Source organism: Amphritea sp. (assembly GCF_050300915.1).
Classification (GTDB): Bacteria; Pseudomonadota; Gammaproteobacteria; order Pseudomonadales; family Balneatricaceae; genus Amphritea.
In genome coordinates this window covers 1-18,124 of record NZ_JBNKYN010000089.1, presented here as the reverse complement: position 1 = coordinate 18,124, position 18,124 = coordinate 1, and the positions used below count along the sequence as shown (strand labels likewise).

General features: G+C 49.5%; 16 protein-coding genes. 11 read left to right on the top strand and 5 right to left on the bottom strand.

What is annotated here, in order from left to right; genetic code table 11:
* Window positions 1-887: 887 nt before the first annotated feature.
* On the bottom strand, window positions 888-1,472 hold the full coding sequence (locus tag ACQY8X_RS18145) for a DUF6151 family protein (RefSeq protein WP_428036543.1): 585 nt from the start codon (window positions 1,470-1,472) through the stop codon (window positions 888-890).
* A gap of 191 nt (window positions 1,473-1,663) precedes the next feature.
* The gene (locus tag ACQY8X_RS18140; protein ID WP_428036542.1) at window positions 1,664-2,011 is read right to left on the bottom strand and encodes a hypothetical protein; all 348 of its coding nucleotides are present in this window, start codon (window positions 2,009-2,011) and stop codon (window positions 1,664-1,666) included.
* A 575-nt stretch (window positions 2,012-2,586) separates the two neighbouring features.
* Between ACQY8X_RS18140 and ACQY8X_RS18135 the strand changes: the two genes are divergently transcribed.
* The 5 genes from ACQY8X_RS18135 (at window position 2,587) to ACQY8X_RS18115 (ending at window position 7,623) form a co-directional block, all read left to right on the top strand.
* On the top strand, window positions 2,587-3,864 hold the full coding sequence (locus ACQY8X_RS18135) for a 2Fe-2S iron-sulfur cluster-binding protein (protein ID WP_428036541.1): 1,278 nt from the start codon (window positions 2,587-2,589) through the stop codon (window positions 3,862-3,864).
* 7 nt (window positions 3,865-3,871) lie between these two features.
* On the top strand, window positions 3,872-4,453 hold the full coding sequence (locus tag ACQY8X_RS18130; protein ID WP_428036540.1) for a hypothetical protein: 582 nt from the start codon (window positions 3,872-3,874) through the stop codon (window positions 4,451-4,453).
* Entirely contained in the window at window positions 4,450-5,211 is a 762-nt protein-coding gene (locus ACQY8X_RS18125; RefSeq protein WP_428036539.1) for a hypothetical protein, read from the top strand. Before ACQY8X_RS18130 ends, ACQY8X_RS18125 begins: the two co-directional genes overlap by 4 nt.
* A gap of 160 nt (window positions 5,212-5,371) precedes the next feature.
* Window positions 5,372-6,967, top strand: a complete 1,596-nt coding sequence (locus tag ACQY8X_RS18120; RefSeq protein ID WP_428036538.1) for an ATP-binding protein — start codon at window positions 5,372-5,374, stop codon at window positions 6,965-6,967.
* Between the two features lie 155 nt (window positions 6,968-7,122).
* Window positions 7,123-7,623 (top strand): DUF3237 domain-containing protein, encoded by a 501-nt coding sequence (locus ACQY8X_RS18115; protein WP_428036537.1) that lies wholly within the window; start codon window positions 7,123-7,125, stop codon window positions 7,621-7,623.
* Between the two features lie 258 nt (window positions 7,624-7,881).
* Here the strand turns inward: ACQY8X_RS18115 and ACQY8X_RS18110 are convergent, their stop codons facing one another.
* Together ACQY8X_RS18110 and ACQY8X_RS18105 are read right to left on the bottom strand one after the other, a co-directional pair.
* Window positions 7,882-8,964, bottom strand: coding sequence for a polyamine ABC transporter substrate-binding protein (locus tag ACQY8X_RS18110; protein ID WP_428036536.1), 1,083 nt, complete (start codon window positions 8,962-8,964; stop codon window positions 7,882-7,884).
* A 115-nt stretch (window positions 8,965-9,079) separates the two neighbouring features.
* Complete coding sequence (locus ACQY8X_RS18105) at window positions 9,080-9,802, bottom strand: TorF family putative porin (protein ID WP_428036535.1); 723 nt, start codon at window positions 9,800-9,802, stop codon at window positions 9,080-9,082.
* Window positions 9,803-10,102: 300 nt separating this feature from the next.
* Between ACQY8X_RS18105 and ACQY8X_RS18100 the strand changes: the two genes are divergently transcribed.
* The 5 genes from ACQY8X_RS18100 to ACQY8X_RS18080 all read left to right on the top strand — a co-directional run bounded on the left by ACQY8X_RS18100 (window position 10,103) and on the right by ACQY8X_RS18080 (window position 16,246).
* On the top strand, window positions 10,103-11,734 hold the full coding sequence (locus ACQY8X_RS18100; protein WP_428036534.1) for an amidohydrolase: 1,632 nt from the start codon (window positions 10,103-10,105) through the stop codon (window positions 11,732-11,734).
* 163 nt (window positions 11,735-11,897) lie between these two features.
* Window positions 11,898-12,686, top strand: a complete 789-nt coding sequence (locus ACQY8X_RS18095; RefSeq protein WP_428036533.1) for a helix-turn-helix transcriptional regulator — start codon at window positions 11,898-11,900, stop codon at window positions 12,684-12,686.
* Between the two features lie 376 nt (window positions 12,687-13,062).
* Window positions 13,063-14,115 carry a Rieske 2Fe-2S domain-containing protein gene (locus ACQY8X_RS18090; RefSeq protein WP_428036532.1) on the top strand — a complete coding sequence of 351 codons (1,053 nt, stop codon included), beginning with the start codon at window positions 13,063-13,065 and terminating at the stop codon, window positions 14,113-14,115.
* Window positions 14,116-14,159: 44 nt separating this feature from the next.
* Window positions 14,160-15,107 (top strand): PDR/VanB family oxidoreductase, encoded by a 948-nt coding sequence (locus tag ACQY8X_RS18085; protein WP_428036531.1) that lies wholly within the window; start codon window positions 14,160-14,162, stop codon window positions 15,105-15,107.
* Window positions 15,108-15,193: 86 nt separating this feature from the next.
* A complete protein-coding gene (locus ACQY8X_RS18080; RefSeq protein ID WP_428036530.1) occupies window positions 15,194-16,246 on the top strand; it encodes a TRAP transporter substrate-binding protein in 1,053 nt (350 codons plus the stop codon).
* A gap of 119 nt (window positions 16,247-16,365) precedes the next feature.
* Here the strand turns inward: ACQY8X_RS18080 and ACQY8X_RS18075 are convergent, their stop codons facing one another.
* Window positions 16,366-17,262, bottom strand: a complete 897-nt coding sequence (locus ACQY8X_RS18075) for a LysR family transcriptional regulator (RefSeq protein ID WP_428036529.1) — start codon at window positions 17,260-17,262, stop codon at window positions 16,366-16,368.
* Window positions 17,263-17,362: 100 nt separating this feature from the next.
* On the opposite strand from ACQY8X_RS18075, the gene ACQY8X_RS18070 reads away from it, so the two are divergent.
* Window positions 17,363-18,124: thiamine pyrophosphate-binding protein (locus tag ACQY8X_RS18070; protein WP_428036528.1), on the top strand; the 762-nt coding region annotated here is incomplete at its 3' end.

Below are 18,124 nucleotides of genomic sequence, written 5' to 3'. Positions count from 1 at the left end.
GTGAGTGGCTAACTCTTACCCGACAGGGACTTTCACCCTGCAAGTTGTGACAAGCTTCGCTTGTCGCACTAACGCCCCGCTAAACGGCGAGCGTTAGCGAGTCCGGTGGAGGCCACGCTTTTTGTGGCCGGAACGTATTTGAGCGGCTTGTTAAGCATTACCGTAATTCCAAAGTAGTAAACATATTGGAATGGAAGCTACTGACGCTATAAACCCGCTGTCTCTTAATTGCCGAAAGAGGCCATGTTTACCTGCACCAACGCCAAAAATTTGAGAGTACAGAAGAAACAGCACAATGATCCCTATATAACCCGGCATGTAAATATAGAAGGTGATAATAAGTACCGCCAACCACACTAATGTAAGCGCGTAGGTGCGCAGCCTAATCTCTTTGGAAATTGGCCCATTTTTAGATTGATCTACCCTACTTCGCCATATGGCAAATGCGGCAAGCAAGATAAATAGTAGTGCACCTAATATCAATTCCATGATTTCTGATGCTTAACAGTAAGTTATAGTGCCCTTTGGCACTATAATTCTGGAAAGTCGGCAGCCCCAAAGTCACTTTTATTTTATATATCAGCAGGATAGCTACAAAAAGAAAGGATTTTCTACAGAATTAGAGCGTCTGTAGAGGCTGCATCCATGCCAATAACATTACCTGAATCATAATGGCTGTCGCAGATAATTCAAAGAGTTAGTTCAAGCGAAAGAGACTCCCTGAACAGGGAGACGATTTACCAATATTCTAAACGGGCCTTTAAGCAAAGACCCAGCCCTTCTGGTGCGCTTGCGTGGTTAACCCGGGGCAACCACGGCTTTTAACTCGTTCCCACGCTCCTGCGTGGGAATGCATCCCTTGCTCGGGGCAAAAGAGCTTAATCTCTTTAAACCTCAGCTTTTAAAGCGTTACGCTCTTCGGCAGTCAGCACCTTCGGCGTCACGACAGGTTCACCCGACTCAGTAAAGAGTTGCGAACGGCGATACTGACCACTGAGACGTATCGGTAACACCATCCAGATGAATCGCAGGATGACACCGAAAAGCCCCTTCTGCACCGGTTTGAGCTCGCCAATGGCTGAATCAACATTCACGACCGCGATGCTGCTACCAAAATCCTTCTCAATCATAGACTGATCGAGAAACGGACGAATAAGCCCGATAAACGAAACCTTTGGATTAGCCAGAGTGTTTCCTATCGGAGTTTTGCAACAATCGGCATACCAGCGCAGCAGGCCTTTCTCACTCAGGCGCATCACTGCAAGATGCTCCTGCCCCTGCGAAAAAACCACCCGGGGCTGCGCCAGCTGCACAATCTCGCTTCCGCCCTGAGCGTCCAGCGCCTCATCGGAGCAGCCTAAATACTTCGTAAAGGCTCGACAATCAGCGCAGTAACAGACCACCCGACTGCAGGTTCCCGCCCCCTGAATATGACCTTGCAGCGCCCCACATTTACATTGAACTCTGTGCATCCTTTTTTATCCTCCGTCATTGGGACTTACCGTCAGTGGTTGTTAAGCTCTACAGCATACGCGGCTCCAGAATAGAGGGAAAGTCAGAGAACTTTATCCTTTGCCCCCCGACCGCTAAAAAAGCGGTTTACCACCGTACCCAAAGGACATGCTAAGGGCACCGAGACAGTTTACGAGGTTTTTTAGCCCCTTCAGTTAGCAGTAATACAACCATCATTTAATGCTCTCAGCCTTTCCATTTCTGTATTGAATCGAGATACGTATTCTCGAACAGCCTTATCCTCAGTAGATTCAACGGTCACAATGTAAATACTTCTATCACCATAAAGTTTACAGTTTGGATATTGTAAGCCCTCCTTCTCTCCGCTAAAGGTAGATTTTTTGTTATCCATGATCTGCAAAGAAACGAAACCTTTTGATTGAAATACTGTAGCCGCTTCAGCTTCTGCTTGGTTCGGCTTCATCGAATATGAAGTATTATCAGTCGCAGCCATGCAGCCTATAAGAACTAATAAAGTGAGAAATAGTATTTTACGCATCACGCCTATCCGTTAAATTTTTATGCCCTGAGACAGTTTCTTTATCTACTCTGGCTTCATTCTATCCTGCTCAAAAAACTATCAGCATAGCTCCATTTATTAGATGAAAACGGGTTAACCTTGATCGTAACACCGTCCCTTTATTAAAAGATAAAATAGCCACGAAAACTAAATATAAACCGCCATTTTCTTAACATAAAAAACTATAGTGACATCTGCTAAACAACTAAATGACAAGAGCTTGATCCAGGTCTTATGTTAGCAAGAGCATAACTATCACCGCACTCAGCGATCTGTGCTACAGTGATTGTGGTGATCGTTATCCTACTGACTTTAAAAAGATTTTAATTTTCAGCCTACAGGATCAGCACCATAACAACAGGGGTTTCAGTCGCTTAATGGCAGTCCGGGGGTTAAACGAATACTGAGGTTTTAATCCTGTATAAATCACTATCACTGAACAGATTTGTCTTTTATAACAGACATAAAAATGAAGCCAAAATAATACAGTTATTCTTATCAAACGTTATACCCGATTTAAGGGTATATCAAAGTGAATATTAGGAATGATGACGATGACCACCGGTTACCTGGCATTAATCATCCTGGCCGTGATTTTATTGCAGTTAGCTGTCGGCGCAATGCTGATCTACCTTCGTCGCCGGAGCCACTATCAACAGCTGGACAGCCAAACAGGCACGGCTGAGCCCTCAACATCCGCAGCCACTATAACAGTCTCTGCAGATAACACTGCTTCCGCCCTCCCTGCCGAAGCCGCCTGGAAAGGTTTTCGCGAGTTCATCGTCCAACGCCGTGTGCCAGAAAATGATCAGCAGTCAGTCTGCTCTTTTTATCTGGTTCCCAGTGATGGGCAGCCACTGCCCGCCTTTAAACCCGGACAGTTCTTAACCTTTAAACTCGCCATCAGCGATGCAGATCAGACACAGTCCGTGGTGCGCTGCTACTCCCTCTCTGACGCGCCCAGACCTGACTACTACCGAATCTCGGTCAAACGCGCTCAGGCACCTGTCGGTCTGCCAGAGATACCCGCGGGGCTGGCCTCCAGCTTTCTACATGATCAGATACGCGAAGGCGACACACTTCAGGTCAGAGCGCCTGGCAGCCATTTTCATCTGATGCAAGACGAACCTCTGCCTATCGTTTTGATTGGCGGCGGCGTTGGTATTACCCCCATGTTAAGTATGCTTAACACCTTATTAGAGAACGGAACTGATCGTGAAGTCTGGCTCTATTACGGTGTCTGTAATGGGTCTGATCAGATTATGAAACAGCATCTGCAAACCTTCGCGGATAAGCACCAAAACTTTCACCTCTATATCTGCTACAGCGCGCCACTGGAAAGTGATATCGAGGGAATCGATTATCAGCATAAAGGCCGGGTGACTCTGCATCTGTTGCGTGACACCTTAAAGCTGATGCGCTACCAGTTTTATGTCTGCGGTCCTAAACAGATGATGGAAAGTCTGGTGCCGGGGTTGCAAGAATGGGGGGTGGATAGTGGTGATATTTACTATGAGTCCTTTGGCCCTGCTTCACTCATCAAACATGACAAGACCCAACCCTATGCTGCAGCAGAACCGGTCACAGTAACCTTCAGCGAATCCGGCAAAAGCATTGTATGGGACGCGGGTGCTGCTTCTCTGCTGGAATTTGCCGAAACGAACAATATTGATGTTATGTCAGGTTGCCATGCAGGCAGTTGTGGCACCTGCCAGACAAAGGTGAAATCAGGCGAAGTGGAATACACTCAACAGCCTGATGCAGATGTCGAACCGGGGCACTGTTTACTCTGTATATCAACACCCAGCTGTGATCTCACACTGGAAGCTTGAGAGAATAATGATGGAACGATCACTCATACGCAGAGAAGTTATCCCCTTTCTGCAGATGTTCGGTGCGCTGATTCTGGGCACCGCCATCGCGGATGCTCTGCTGCACTTTTTCGACCTTGTATGGGTTGGCCGCTGGTTGGGGATACCCGGTGTTTTACTGATTCTGCTGTCATTCCTCTACTCCATGCGCAAACGCAAGATGATCAGCTTTGGCAAACCTAAAACCCTGCTCATTCTGCATGAAACCCTGGGCTGGTCAGGCTCTTTGATGATTCTGGTACATGCCGGCATCCATGTTTATACCGTGTTACCCTGGCTGGCGCTGGCGGCGATGCTGGTGAACGTTATCAGCGGCATGACCGGCAAGTATCTGCTGAATCGTTCGCGCCAGTTCCTGGCAGCAAAGAAAGATCTCTATCTACAACAAGGCCTGTCTGAAGAGGCGATAGAGAGGAAACTGTTCTGGGATGCCACCACTTTCGACCTGATGAAAAAATGGCGCGCGGTACACCTGCCCATCACGCTGGTGTTTACCGTGCTTGGCCTCACTCATATTCTCAGTATTCTTCTGTTCTGGGAGTGGAAATGAACAATAAAACGATCCTCGTCATTATCGTCATTAATCTGTTAGCCCTGGTGCTGCTAACGCTATTTGTTCCCCAGCATATGATCAGCCCGGGAAAGCTGATTGATTCCCATGCAGAGCTGGCGGACGATTGCTTTGCCTGCCACACCCCCTTTATTGGCAGCCCCGCCGGCCAGTGTATCGCCTGTCACAAAGTCGAAGAGATTGGCAAAGTCACCACGAAAGGTGTCCCCATTGCCACTGAGAAAAAGAACGTTGCCTTTCATCAACAGCTGATTGAAGAGGATTGTGTCAGCTGTCACAGCGACCACAATGGGGTGCAGGCTTTCCGGCCCATCAGCCAGTTCTCCCACAACCTGCTTGAGGCGTCACTGCAAAACGAGTGTGACAGCTGTCATACCAGCCCAACGGATGATCTGCACAAAAAGATCAAAGGCAACTGTGGCCAGTGCCACTCTCAGGATGCCTGGACCCCTGCCACCTTTGATCATGAGGAGTATTTCCGTTTCGACCGGCATCACGAAACCGAGTGCGAAACCTGCCATGTGAATAACGATTACACTGACTACACCTGTTATGGCTGCCATGAACACTCAAGATCAAAAATTCGTGAAGAGCACCTTGAAGAGGGCATCCGCGACTATGAGAACTGCGTTAAATGTCACCGCAGCGGCGACGAGGATGAGGCCAAGTATCTGATGAGATCGGGCGGTGTTGAGGGCTACGATTATAAGCAGCGCAGGAAGGATCATGATGATTAACATAAGCTATTTCAGTCAGTAGCGGCCCGAAACAGATGCGTCAATGGCACAGGCCATTGGCGCAGAGCGATGGAAAATCCGCCTGGTAACACTTTAAAATCTTCCCTCCTGCGGCGATGGCGTTATCATAGAGATACCCCTGGCCTGAAAAATTAAAACAATGCATCTGTTACAACGCTTTCATGAACTCTGTAGCCAGAAGCCCATCGGGGTCAGGTTACTCACCTCTATCCTGCTTTACAGTTCAGTCATCACCCTGATTGCTACCGGCACTCAGCTGTGGCTCGATTACCGTTATGAGCGTTCCGCTATCGATGAGCGCCTGTTACAGATAGAAGCCAGCTCACTGAACAGCCTGGCAAACAGCCTGTGGGAGATCAGCCCAACACAGATTCAGGTGCAGCTGGATGGTTTACTGCAGTTACCCGATATTCGCTACCTGGAGATCCGTTCCCAGTTTGGCAATATCTATAGCGCCGGGAATAAACCCCGTGTCGGTGCCACCGTCGAACGGCATTTCCCGCTGAACTATTCCGACAGCACCAATGAAGCGGTCAAAGTCGGTGAGCTGACCCTGATCGTCAGTCTGGATGAAGTGTACCGGCGTCTGGCGGATAAGGTGTTGCTGATTCTCGCCTCTCAGGGGATCAAAACCTTTCTCGTATCGATCTTTATCCTCACCCTGTTCAATCAGTTGGTAACCCGTCACCTCAGCACCATGGCCGACTATGCCCGACGGCTCAGACTCGACCAACTGGACAATCCCCTGATTCTGAAGCGCAAACCCCAGGCAAAAGAGGATGAACTCAGCCAGGTGGTCAACTCAATGAATCAGATGCGTCAGTCGATGCTGATCGATATGGGCAAACGGGAAGATGCCGAACGTTCACTGGCACGCTTAAACGCGGAGTTGGAACAACGGGTGTCTGAGCGGACCCAGGCGCTGGAACAGCGCAACGAAGAGCTACGCGCCACGCTGCTTAAGCTGCAGGAAACCCAGCAGCAGCTGGTTGAATCGAAAAAACTGGCGGCGCTGGGAGGCTTAGTGGCGGGAGTTGCACATGAGATCAACACGCCGATTGGGATCGGCTATACCGCCGCCTCTTTTCTCGCAGATCAGGCTAACCTTTACCAACAGCAACACCCGGATAACTCATTAGCCGGTACTGCGGTTGAAAGCAGTCAGCTGATCTGTGAAAACCTGGAGCGTGCGGCACAGCTGATCAGCGCCTTCAAACTGGTTTCTGTTGACCAGGCGAGTGAGCAGCGCAGGCGTTTCGACCTGATTCAGTATCTGGACGAGATACGGCGCTCTCTGAAGCCGAAGCTGAAACAGTCCAACCCCCTTATAACCGTGCGCGGGCCTGATCAACTGATGCTGGACAGCTACCCGGGTAGTTTTTACCAGATTTTTACCAATCTGATTCTCAACTCCTTGCTGCATGGTTTTGACAACCAGCCCGGCGGCACAATCTCCATCGACATAAACACCAGTGGCCAGCGGATGCAGATCGACTACCGGGACAACGGGGTGGGCATAACCGATGGCTGGCACACCAAACTGTTTGAACCCTTTATGACCACTAAACGCAACCTTGGCTGCAGCGGTCTGGGGATGCACATAGTCTTCAATCTGGTCAGTCAGCTGCTACAGGGACATATAGAATGCCTGCCCAGCGATAAGGGCGCACACTTCCATATCGATCTGCCGATGTACCCGGACGCCAACGACAGTGACCTGAATCCGGAAAGCTAAAAAGTCCGGATTAACCAACCTTTACCGCAGGCCATCAGATAAAACCTAAGGAGTTCGTGGTATTCCACAAAGCACTCACCTTTGAAAATATAGTGTCAGTCAATCCTTATCACATCTAAAACGCTCAAGACCGTCGGGTCTTTCAGGACACCAATATGACCTCAAAAAAAACCCATCAGACTGAGTGCTGTGTTAATGAATTCAGCTCAACCAAAGTGATGGAACTGCTGGTTGAGCTCGGGCCAACAGAGCAGATGGGGAAAGGCGTCGATGGCAACCGCATCAACTATCCCATCGTTGGCGGTACTTTCGTTGGGAAAGGGATGCAAAGCAAGATTATCCCTGGCGGGGCTGATTTCGCAATCGAGCGGGATGATAAGACACAGCTCGTCAGTGCGCTCTACCGGATTCAAACCGACTGTGGACAGATCATAATCGTTGATAACAAAGGGATCTGGCGCCCCTCTGCCGAGGGGATAAAACGCATGGAACATGGCAAAGATCCGTTACCAGAACAGGTCTACGCGAGAACAACTCCGGTGTTTCATACGCAACCGGGAAAGTTTTTATGGCTGAATGATTATATTTTTTTCGGAACGATCAGTGACCCCGGAAGAGCGGATGCCGTGCTCATCACTATATACACAATAAACTAAACGCAGATACTCCCGGTCAACGCCACCGCAAGCCGCTCTTATTACAGCAAAAACAGAAACAACCTGACCTCTGATCCCCTGACAATCCCTGACGGATATCCGGAGAAAACCGCCAGACGATGAACTGACTTCATAACCGCAAGACAAAAAAAACCAGTGAACAGGTCACTGGTAAAATGTTGCCGCAATAAAACTTAATAACAAAAAAGGAGAAGATCAGGCCCTCGAACACCGGAGGCATTACCAGGGCCGTTTTAATTACCGGTTAGTCTTGATATTGGTCCAGGCCCGGTTGAGGATACGGTCATATTTCTGACTATGCGCTTTCAGGGCAAACAGAGTCTCTTTCACCTCATCGGATGGGTAGATACCCGGATCGTTAAAGATCTCCGGCTCGACATACTCATTCGCACCGAGGTTTGGCACTGCATACTTCACCATATTCGAGATAGATGAACCGATCTTAGGCTCCAGGATAAAGTTGATGAACTCATGGGCCCCATCAGGATTAGGTGCATCAGCCGGAATCGCCATCACATCAAACCAGATCAGCGAACCAATCTTAGGGATCGAGTAGGCGATCTCACGGTCAGGATCGATCGACTTAGCGATGGCATTACCCGCCAGAATGATACCGTTGTAACCCAGTGCCACGCAGATATCACCATTGGCCAGATCATCACGGTATGAGCCATTGTGGAAATATTTATAATTGCCTCTGACAGCCCGGAGCATCTCTTCGGCTTTTTTCAGGTCACCTTTATCTTCAGAGTTAGGATCCAGCCCCAGATAATGTAACGCCATCGACATCGCTTCAGCTGGCGAATCGATCACCGCGATACCGCAACCTTTCAGCTTAGCTGACACCTCAGGGTCGAATACCATATCAAAGGTATTCTCAGGGATTTCACCTAAACGTTCCTTAACCATTTTGACGTTATAACCCACACCGACACTGCCCCAGGCATAGGGAACACTGTATTGATTACCCGGATCGTAGGTTTCAACTTTCTTTAAAATAACGGGGTCAATCTTGTTATAGTTGGGTATTTTTGATCGATCAATTTTCTGATAAATACCGGTTTTTATCTGGCGCTCCATAAAGTTTGCCGAAGGCACCACAAGGTCATACCGGGAGCCGCCAGAGAGCAGTTTAGTTTCAAGTATTTCATTACTTTCATAAACATCATAATTCAGTTCAGTTTTCGAGGTATCTCTGAAAACCTGCAGAGAATCTTCCGGTATATAACCAAACCAGTTATAAACATTAACCTGAGCAGCACTGACAGAACATGAAGCGGTCAGCAGGCACAGTGAGAGAATCTTCTTATTTATTCGCATGATATCCTCTGAAACTTATAATATACATTTATCTTTTAGAGTTATTAAAACCCAGAAAGTTATCAGTGGCTATTGTAGAAGGGGATTATACAACAGCCCTGATAAAACTATCGTATTAGAATGATTTAGAGACGGAGAACACCAGGGCGTCCTGATTCGCCATGTGACCACTATCAACCGCATAGGTACTGGAGACATCGGTGTTTACATAGGTCAGTTTCAGATCGACACCATTGAAGCTCTTGGTGACACCGATCGAGTAATCCCGGTATTTATCCAGCATCAGCGTGGTCGGATCATCAAACACCTCACCAAACGATGAGCCCACATGCAGTTCCAGCCCGACACTCTCAACAATCTCGGTCTGATAGTTCAGATAGAGATACTGATAGGCTTTGCCTGAGTTAATGTAGTCAGGTGCATGCTCGTAACCTAAGCGGAAACCGTTGTAATTAAGCCCCAGTTTCAGCTCAGCAAAGTCCTGATCAACATTATCATTCGGATACTGATAGTAGAAGAGGATAGCATCATAAGATATATCGTCGTTGATCGCACCGGCATAACCTGCCAACAGATCAAGCTCAACCGTTGCACCATCATCAGCAGGGTGTCCGGTCGGAAAGAAATCAACATTACTGGCCCAGATACTGGCAAACAGGCCGCTCTGGTTGTACCAGTCAATACCACCCTGAATGGCGAGCGATTCATTGGTCATTGAGACACCACGGTTACGCCACTCACTCAGTACTGAGACATTGGCACCCAGATCTGCCCGGGCCAGACCCGACACCGACAAAAGACTCAAACCGATAGCTGCAATAGATTTAAAATGTTTCATGTCACCCTCACGTTGTCATTTTTAGTATGCAATCATCATTTCAGAGATTCTTTTAAGCCGGTATACCCCTAATTCATTAGTTGTAAAAATAGAGTCATCTGCGCAGCAAAATTATTTATAACGCCCTGCCAACCTCTATACCTAACGTGGTATTCCTACCGAATATAAATGGGTTAATGTGACGGAGATATGAGAGTTATTTTCAAATAATAATTGCAAACATAATAATTAGTCAGAGGTTAATTTTCTGACAGCCACAGCTATACCTTTTGTCCACATCTATAAAAATGGATATTTTTAATGTCATACATAGCAGACAAGATAATCATCAACGGTAACATCCATACGATGGATGATATAACTGAGAAAGCCGAAGCGCTGGCAATCTATGGCGATAAAATCATCGCAGTTGGCAGCAATGCTGATATTCAGGCGCTGACCAGTGAAAACACTCAGATAATTAATGCTCAGGGCCAGTTGGTGCTGCCAGGCTTCCAGGATACCCATTTACACTTTCAGGCCACCAGCGCCGACTTTTTCCACTATGTATCCCTGCATGAGATGAAAACCATGGAAGAGCTGCTCAATGAAATTGAGCGTTTCACCAGGGAGAATCCGCATAAAAAGTGGATTAAGGGGATCGGTTTTAACCCCTCGATATTTAATGAAACCAGTCTCACTAAAGAGCGACTGGATGCGGTCACCGGGGGACGCCCGGCGCTGATCTTCTCGTTTGACTACCACAGTGGCTGGGCAAACAGCGAAGCGTTTCGTATTGCAGGCGTCACCGCCGCAACCCCGGAACCCGCCAGTGGCAGCTATGCCCGTTGCCCGGATGGCTCACCTAAAGGCTATATCTATGAGGATGCTATCTGGGCGATGAACCAGTTCTCTCCAGCGTTCAGCAACGAAGATTATTTCGAGGCGATGCAGCACTACTGCAAAGTGTTCAACCAACACGGTATTACCGGTATTCTGGATGCCGTCGCCCCACGCAAAACGATGGAAAACTACCACACACTGAATCAGCGCGGTCAGCTCTCGTTGCGGGTTGCCGCCACCTCAAAAATCTTTGCGCACCTGCCACTGGCAGGGCAACTGCAGGAACTTCTTTCACTGCGGAAGACCTATGCCGATGATATGGTGTCACTCCACTCCGCTAAGTTCTTCCTTGATGGAGTGCTTGAAAGTGGCACGGCAACCCTGCTTGAACCCCGCTGTGATACCGGTTCAACCGCACCGCTGATGTTTGATCAGCCACAGATCAATGAGTTCTTTGCCGCCTTTGATAAAGAGAAGTTCCAGCTGCATGTTCACACCATCGGTGACGGCGCGGTTAACGCAGCCCTGAATGGCATTGAATACGCCCAGCAGATGAATGGTTCATGGGATAGCCGCCACCAGCTGGCACACATACAGCTGGTCACCGCCTCAGACTTTCCCCGCTTCCAACAACTGGGGGTTTACGGCAACGTGCAGCCACTGTGGGCACAACCAGACCCGGACAACGATAAGATCGCCCTGGAGATGCTGGGTGAAGCACGCTGCAGTCAGATCTTCCCCATTGGTGAGCTGGTACGTCAGGGAACGGTCTGTGCACTCAGCAGTGACTGGGGGGTGAGTACCTTTGATCCCTTCGCTATCATGCAGACGGCGCTGACCCGTCAGGTGTCCGGCGCTAATGAGAGCTCACCGGCACACAACCCGCAATACCGTATCGATATCGATACCGCGATCAAAGGTTATACCATCAATGCGGCACGGGCGGCCTGGCGAGAAAAAACCACCGGTAGTTTAACGGTCGGTAAGTTTGCTGACCTGATCATCCTCGATCAGGATCTCTATACCATCTCTCCGTACGACATAGAAAATACTAAGGTGCTATTAACTCTGTTAGGCGGTAAAGAGGTATATCGAAACCCATCATACTGATCTACTGATCAACGAATCAGCAAGCCTGCAGCAGGCTTGCTGACCTGCTTTTATGCCCTGCTCCGCCCACTCAAATTGCCATTCGACAAGAACTCACCAACCGATATACTATTGAACATCATCCAGTAAGCACCATCAGGTCAGAATCCCAAAGGAAGTATGAGTGGAAGACTCTTCAAAAAATGCATACCTGCTTGCCTCTGAACTCATCGATACGAGTGGTACTGATGCGTTTAATCCAGCCCTGCTCAACCTGATCAACTCTGCCACCCCCTGTGAATCGATGTTTGTCATTCACTTTCATAAAAACAGCCGCCCTACGATTCTGCTGGCCCCTGATTCAACCCTGTTAACAGCCAAAATAATGGATGAATACCTGAACGGCTTTTATATGATCGACCCGTTCTACAATGCCTTTAAAACGGGGTTATCAACCGGGTTACACTTTATCAGAGAGATTGCTCCGGATGACTTTTTCGAGAGCACTTACTACACCGAGCATTACTGCAACCGGGGCTATGAAGAGGCCGCGTTTATCATCAATCTGGACCATGATTCACAGATACAGATATCACTCACTGTCATCGAAACCCCGGCGACAACCGCCACACGAGAACGGCTACAGGCCATATCCCCCCTGGTTATCTCCGCCTACAGAAAGCACTGGCAGAATATCGAAAGCACCCAGGAAAGCTCGCAGGACACCAGCGCTATCATTCATGAACAGATATCCAATGTGTTCAGAAACTTCGGTGGCGGTCTGCTAACCGAACGGGAAAGCGAGATAGCGATACTGATTATCCGGGGTTACTCCTTAATTGCCATTGCCGAGCTGCTGGGCATCGCCCACGGCACCGCCAAAGTTCACTGCAAAAACCTCTACAGCAAACTGGAGATCAACTCCAAATCAGAACTGTTTTCGCTCTTTCTGGACGATATTTCCGATAAATAGCCCTTCGCAATCTGCTGTACTGTCTAAGTTCTTCAGGTAAGCTCTTCGAGTAAGCTCTTCGGAACAGGCCCGCCTGAACAGAACTGCCTGAATGAGTGCCGCACTCATCAAGATACCTTAACAACTCTTCCCCAAACGGCTCAGGGTGACCCTGACTGCAGTCTGGACTAATCCGCCATCTTAACTCTCTGTTTTCAGTCAGACTTTTCAGCTATCTCCCATCAGTATTCACGCTTTTATTAGCAGGATAAATCTACGGCCACTATTCAAAAAACAATTTTTGTATCCAAAATGTAGTTTTTAATTGCACCAATACCCTTAATTTGCCTATTATTGTATCCATAAAAACAAACGACGCTATTCTGGAGTCCCTTCTATGTTTCCTAAAAACTGCTGGTATGTCGCCTGCACCCCTGATGAAATTGCTGAAAAACCCCTCGGCCGCAAAATCTGTGGCGAACAGATCGCATTTTTTAGAGATGACGATGGCAAAGTGGCGGCGGTAAAAGACTTCTGCCCGCATCGTGGTGCCCCGCTCTCTCTGGGCTATACCGAAAATGGCGGCCTGGTCTGTGGTTATCATGGTCTGAGAGTTGACCGGAACGGGAAAACCGTCTCGATGCCCAAGCAACGGGTGGGTGGTTTCCCCTGTATGAAAAGCTATCCGGTCGAAGAACGCTACGGCTTTATCTGGGTCTGGCCCGGCGATGCCGAAAAAGCCAATGCTGATGAGATTCATCACCTGGAGTGGGCTGACAGCCCTGACTGGGCCTACGGTGGCGGTCTGTTCCACATTCAGTGCGATTACAAACTGATGATCGACAATCTGATGGATCTGACCCACGAAACCTATGTTCACTCCACCAGTATCGGCCAGAAAGAGATCGATGAGGCGCCGGTCAAAACCGAAAAAATGGGCAACGAAGTTCATACCAGCCGTTTCATGGATAATGTCACCGCGCCTCCCTTCTGGCAGGCGAACCTGCGCACCAAAGGTTTGCCCGACGATCAGCCGGTAGATCGCTGGCAGATCTGTCAGTTCACCCCGCCAAGCCATGTGCTGATTGACGTGGGTGTGGCTCTGGCTGGCAACGGTGGTCGCGAAGCCCCTGCTGACAAGCGGGTCAATAGTATTGTTGTCGACTTCATTACGCCGGAAACCGAAACCAGTCACTGGTACTTCTGGGGTATGGCGCGTAACTTTAATGCGGATGATGCAGCGCTGACCGACGCAATTCGCGAAGGCCAGGGCGGTATCTTCTCTGAAGATCTGGAGATGCTGGAACTGCAACAGAAAAACCTGCTGGCGAATCCGGAGATGCGACTGCTGAAGCTGGATATTGATGCTGGCGGCGTGCACGCCCGACGCATTATCGACAAGCTTATTAAAGAGGAAAACCCTGCTGCTACTGAGTCTTCATTAGCCTGATACCAGTTCAACTGATCACCTGATGAAGGCCCGGAGAGTAAACTATGTTTGAAGTCGAAGTGACCGCCAAGACTCGGGAAACCGATGCTATCCATCTGTTTCGCCTGGCGCGTACCGATAATGCACCACTGCCGGCGTTTAGCGCCGGCGCCCATATTGATCTGCACCTGCCCAATGGGCTGGTGCGACAATATTCGTTGTGCAATCCGCCCCATGACCACCACTGTTATGAAATTGGGGTTCTTAACGATCCCGATTCACGGGGCGGTTCGGTCTGTCTGCATGAGTCAGTCAATGTGGGCGACCGCTTAACCATCAGTGAGCCGCGCAATCTGTTTCCGCTGGAACACAGTGCAAGCCACCATCTGTTGATAGCCGGTGGCATCGGTATCACCCCACTGCTGTGTATGGCAGAGCGTCTGGCTCACACCAATGCGAGCTTTTCGCTGCATTACTGCGCCAGATCCCCTGCTCATGCAGCCTTTGTTGAACGCATCAAATCCTCTGCATTTGCTGACCGGGCGACATTCCATTTCAGCCAGACAGAGGGCCGCGTGGATCTGCAGGCACTGCTGGCAGATCCGGATAACGGCACTCACCTCTACACCTGTGGCCCAAACCCTTTTATGGATGCAGTGTTACAAACTGCCGCCGCACAGGGTTGGGATGAATCCCGGTTACACCGTGAATACTTTGCTGCGGCTAGCGGCTCAACTGAAGCGGATAGTGCGTTTGAGATTCAGCTTGCCAGTAGTGGCGAAGTGATTCAGATTCCGGCGGATAAGAGTGCGCTGGAAGTCTTGCTGGATCTGGATATCGATATCTCATTTGCCTGTGAAGAGGGTGTTTGCGGCTCATGTTCGACCCGGCTGCTCTCCGGTGAACCGGATCACCGGGACGTCTATATGACACCCGAAGAGCACGCTAAAAACGAAGAGTTCGCGCCTTGCTGTTCCCGCGCCAAAAGCGCGCGATTAGTGCTGGATATATAAACATCGGGCTACTGGCTAGCTGCTACGTATTACAAAAAAAACTGTGCTGCATCCAATAACAATAAATAACCTTTAAAGGTACCTACATGAAACTAAAAACAACCATAAAACGTTCTATCGCTGTCTGTGCTTTATTACTCGGGGCAGGCAGCGCCAGCGCGGCTGAACCGGAATTCACCTTTAAGCTGCACCATATGCTACCACCGCCATCAAACGCACATACGAACTTCCTGGTTCCCTGGGCAGATAAAGTGATGAAGGAATCCGATGGGCGGATAAAGATTGATATCTACCCATCGATGCAACTGGGTGGCAAACCACCTCAGTTATTTGACCAGGTACGTAAAGGTATCGTTGATATCAGCTGGACGGTTACCGGTTACACACCGGGCCGCTTCCCTAAATCAACCGTATTTGAACTCCCCTTTATGGCGGCAGATGCCAAATCGGTGAGTATGGCCATACAGGATTACGCCGAACAGGAGATGGCTGATGAGTTCAAGGATGTGCATCTGCTGGCGATGCATGTGCATGCACCGGGTTCACTCAACTCCCGTGATAAGGCCATTCATACAGCTGAAGATCTGCAAGGTCTGACCGTACGGGCACCCAACAAAGTGATGGCAACCGCATTTGAAGCCTTAGGTGCCAACACCGTCTTCATGCCCGTTCCACAGATGCCCAGCGCTTTGTCGAAGGGTGTTATCGATGTGGCGGTGCTGCCTTTCGAAGTGGTCAAACCACTGAAAATACATCAGCTGGTTAAACATCATACCGAAATACTGGGAAAACGCGGCCTCTACTCAAATAGCTTTATCTTCAGCATGAACAAAAAAGCCTATGACAGCCTGCCGCCTGATCTGCAAAAAGTGATCGATAACAACTCCGGCGTTGAGCTGGCAGGTTTTATTGGTCAGGCATTCGATACCTATGAGAAAACTGGTCGACAGGCCGCTATTGATCAGGGTAACGAGCTATATCAGTTACCCGAATCAGAAATTGCCGCCTGGAAAGAGAAACTGGCCTTCGTAACCGAAGACTGGCTGAAACAGATGAAGGACGATGGTTATGATTCCCAGATGCTGCTGGATAAAGCCAATGCCCTGATCGATAAATATCAGGCCGCCAATCAGCAATAAACTGCCTGATTGAAAGCACCAGAGGCCCTGGAACGATCCAGGGCCTCTGACTCAGCCAATCAGGATGCCCGATATCCGCTGCAGATAAACCAGTCGATTAAAGCAACATAAACGCCACGCTACTCCACCCCTACCGCTTCAGCAATGATGTCACGAAACCAGTGCAGCGCCGGAGACTCCAGCCCCCGTCTGGACCAGTTCAGAGCCACCTCAAAAGAGGGCACCTCAAACGGCAGGGCATAGATCTTCAGGGGTACAATTTCAGAAAAAGCGAAAGCAATTTTACGTGGCAGAATAACCATCAACGGTGAATGTTTAAGCAATGATGGCAGCACCGAGAAATGCGGCAACACCAAACTGACTTTGCGCTGCAGCCCCATATCAGCCAGAACCTCTTCCGCTAAACCATGACCCAGGCTGCGCGTCACCAGTGCATGTTTCTGGTTCATAAACTGTTCGAGTGTCAGTTCATCAGCATCCGGGGCAAACTGCTGGTGCATGACGCAGACATAACTCTCTTCCAGTATCACCCGACGCTCAATTTGCGCCCCGGGAATAGTCCGGCTACAGATGACGGCGTCCACTTTACCGCTTGAAAGCCACTCCTCTACCTTATCGATCTCCAGTGGCAACACCTCCAGCTCAACCCCCGGTGCCTGCTGCTGAAGTTTTGTGAATATATAGGGCAACAGTGCCATCTCACCCAGATCCGTCATCGCCAGGGTGAAGCGTTTCTCCGTCACCGCCGCATCAAAATTCCGCGCGCTGTCCACGGTGTGTTCGATGGTCTGTAATGAATCGCGGAACACCTCATACAGCTGCGTGGCGTAGACGGTGGGTTCCATCCCCTCTTTGCCACGCACAAATAACCGGTCATTGAACGTCTCCCTTAATCGGGACAGCGCATAACTAACCGAGGGTTGAGTAACAAACAGTTTATCCGCCGCCAGGGTGACACTTTTGGCTTCATAAAGCGTGACAAAGGTGCGGATAAGATTGAGATCGATGTTAGACAAAATAAATACCATCTATTTTATATAGAAATACTATCAATTGGATAAATTAAAGCAGTCTTTATATGGTAGGGGCAAGTGTTAATTAATCGAGATAATAACAATGGCAACTGTGCATTCCGCTACCTACCAGCTACTGCGACAGCAGGGTATCAACAAAATCTTTGGCAACCCGGGCTCTAATGAACTGCCATTTCTCAAGGATTTCCCTGAGGACTTTGAATATATTTTAGGTCTTCATGAAGGTGTTGTGATGGGGATAGCCGACGGTTACGCGCTGTCCAGCGGTGAACCCGCGATGGTTAACCTCCATGCCGCGGCCGGAACCGGCAACGCCATGGGTGCACTGACCAACGCCTGGTATTCTCATTCACCACTGGTTGTCACCGCCGGTCAGCAGGCCCGCTCGCTGATGGGAGTTGAGTCGATGCTGTCAAATGTTGACGCAACCCAGCTTCCCCGTCCATTGGTGAAATGGAGCTACGAGCCCAGCTGGCATGGTGATGTCCCCCGGGCCATCAGCCAGGCAATCCATATGGCAACTCAGCCCGCCCGTGGTCCGGTCTACGTGTCCATTCCCCATGATGACTGGCAGCAGGAGGTTGAAGATGATGCCCTGCTGCTGGCAGACCGTGACGTTGCCACCGCAGGTATGCCCTCGACTGCGCAACTGACTAAGCTGGCTGACCGGTTGAATAACGCAGTAAACCCGGTGCTGGTACTTGGCCCCGATATCGACGCTTATCATGCCAATGCGTTAGCCGTACAGCTGGCTGAAAAAATTGCCGCACCGGTATGGGTGGCGCCCTCTGCACCCCGCTGTCCTTTCCCGACCCGCCACGCCTGTTTCCGCGGCACCCTCCCG

Excerpts from the sequence above, each read along its gene's own strand:
- ACQY8X_RS18145 (WP_428036543.1), bottom strand. The coding sequence starts at position 1,472 with ATGCACAGAGTTCAATGTAAATGTGGGGCGCTGCAAGGTCATATTCAG.
- ACQY8X_RS18140 (WP_428036542.1), bottom strand. The coding sequence starts at position 2,011 with ATGCGTAAAATACTATTTCTCACTTTATTAGTTCTTATAGGCTGCATG.
- ACQY8X_RS18135 (WP_428036541.1), top strand. The coding sequence starts at position 2,587 with ATGACCACCGGTTACCTGGCATTAATCATCCTGGCCGTGATTTTATTG.
- ACQY8X_RS18130 (WP_428036540.1), top strand. The coding sequence starts at position 3,872 with ATGATGGAACGATCACTCATACGCAGAGAAGTTATCCCCTTTCTGCAG.
- ACQY8X_RS18125 (WP_428036539.1), top strand. The coding sequence starts at position 4,450 with ATGAACAATAAAACGATCCTCGTCATTATCGTCATTAATCTGTTAGCC.
- ACQY8X_RS18120 (WP_428036538.1), top strand. The coding sequence starts at position 5,372 with ATGCATCTGTTACAACGCTTTCATGAACTCTGTAGCCAGAAGCCCATC.
- ACQY8X_RS18115 (WP_428036537.1), top strand. The coding sequence starts at position 7,123 with ATGACCTCAAAAAAAACCCATCAGACTGAGTGCTGTGTTAATGAATTC.
- ACQY8X_RS18110 (WP_428036536.1), bottom strand. The coding sequence starts at position 8,964 with ATGCGAATAAATAAGAAGATTCTCTCACTGTGCCTGCTGACCGCTTCA.
- ACQY8X_RS18105 (WP_428036535.1), bottom strand. The coding sequence starts at position 9,802 with ATGAAACATTTTAAATCTATTGCAGCTATCGGTTTGAGTCTTTTGTCG.
- ACQY8X_RS18100 (WP_428036534.1), top strand. The coding sequence starts at position 10,103 with ATGTCATACATAGCAGACAAGATAATCATCAACGGTAACATCCATACG.
- ACQY8X_RS18090 (WP_428036532.1), top strand. The coding sequence starts at position 13,063 with ATGTTTCCTAAAAACTGCTGGTATGTCGCCTGCACCCCTGATGAAATT.
- ACQY8X_RS18085 (WP_428036531.1), top strand. The coding sequence starts at position 14,160 with ATGTTTGAAGTCGAAGTGACCGCCAAGACTCGGGAAACCGATGCTATC.
- ACQY8X_RS18080 (WP_428036530.1), top strand. The coding sequence starts at position 15,194 with ATGAAACTAAAAACAACCATAAAACGTTCTATCGCTGTCTGTGCTTTA.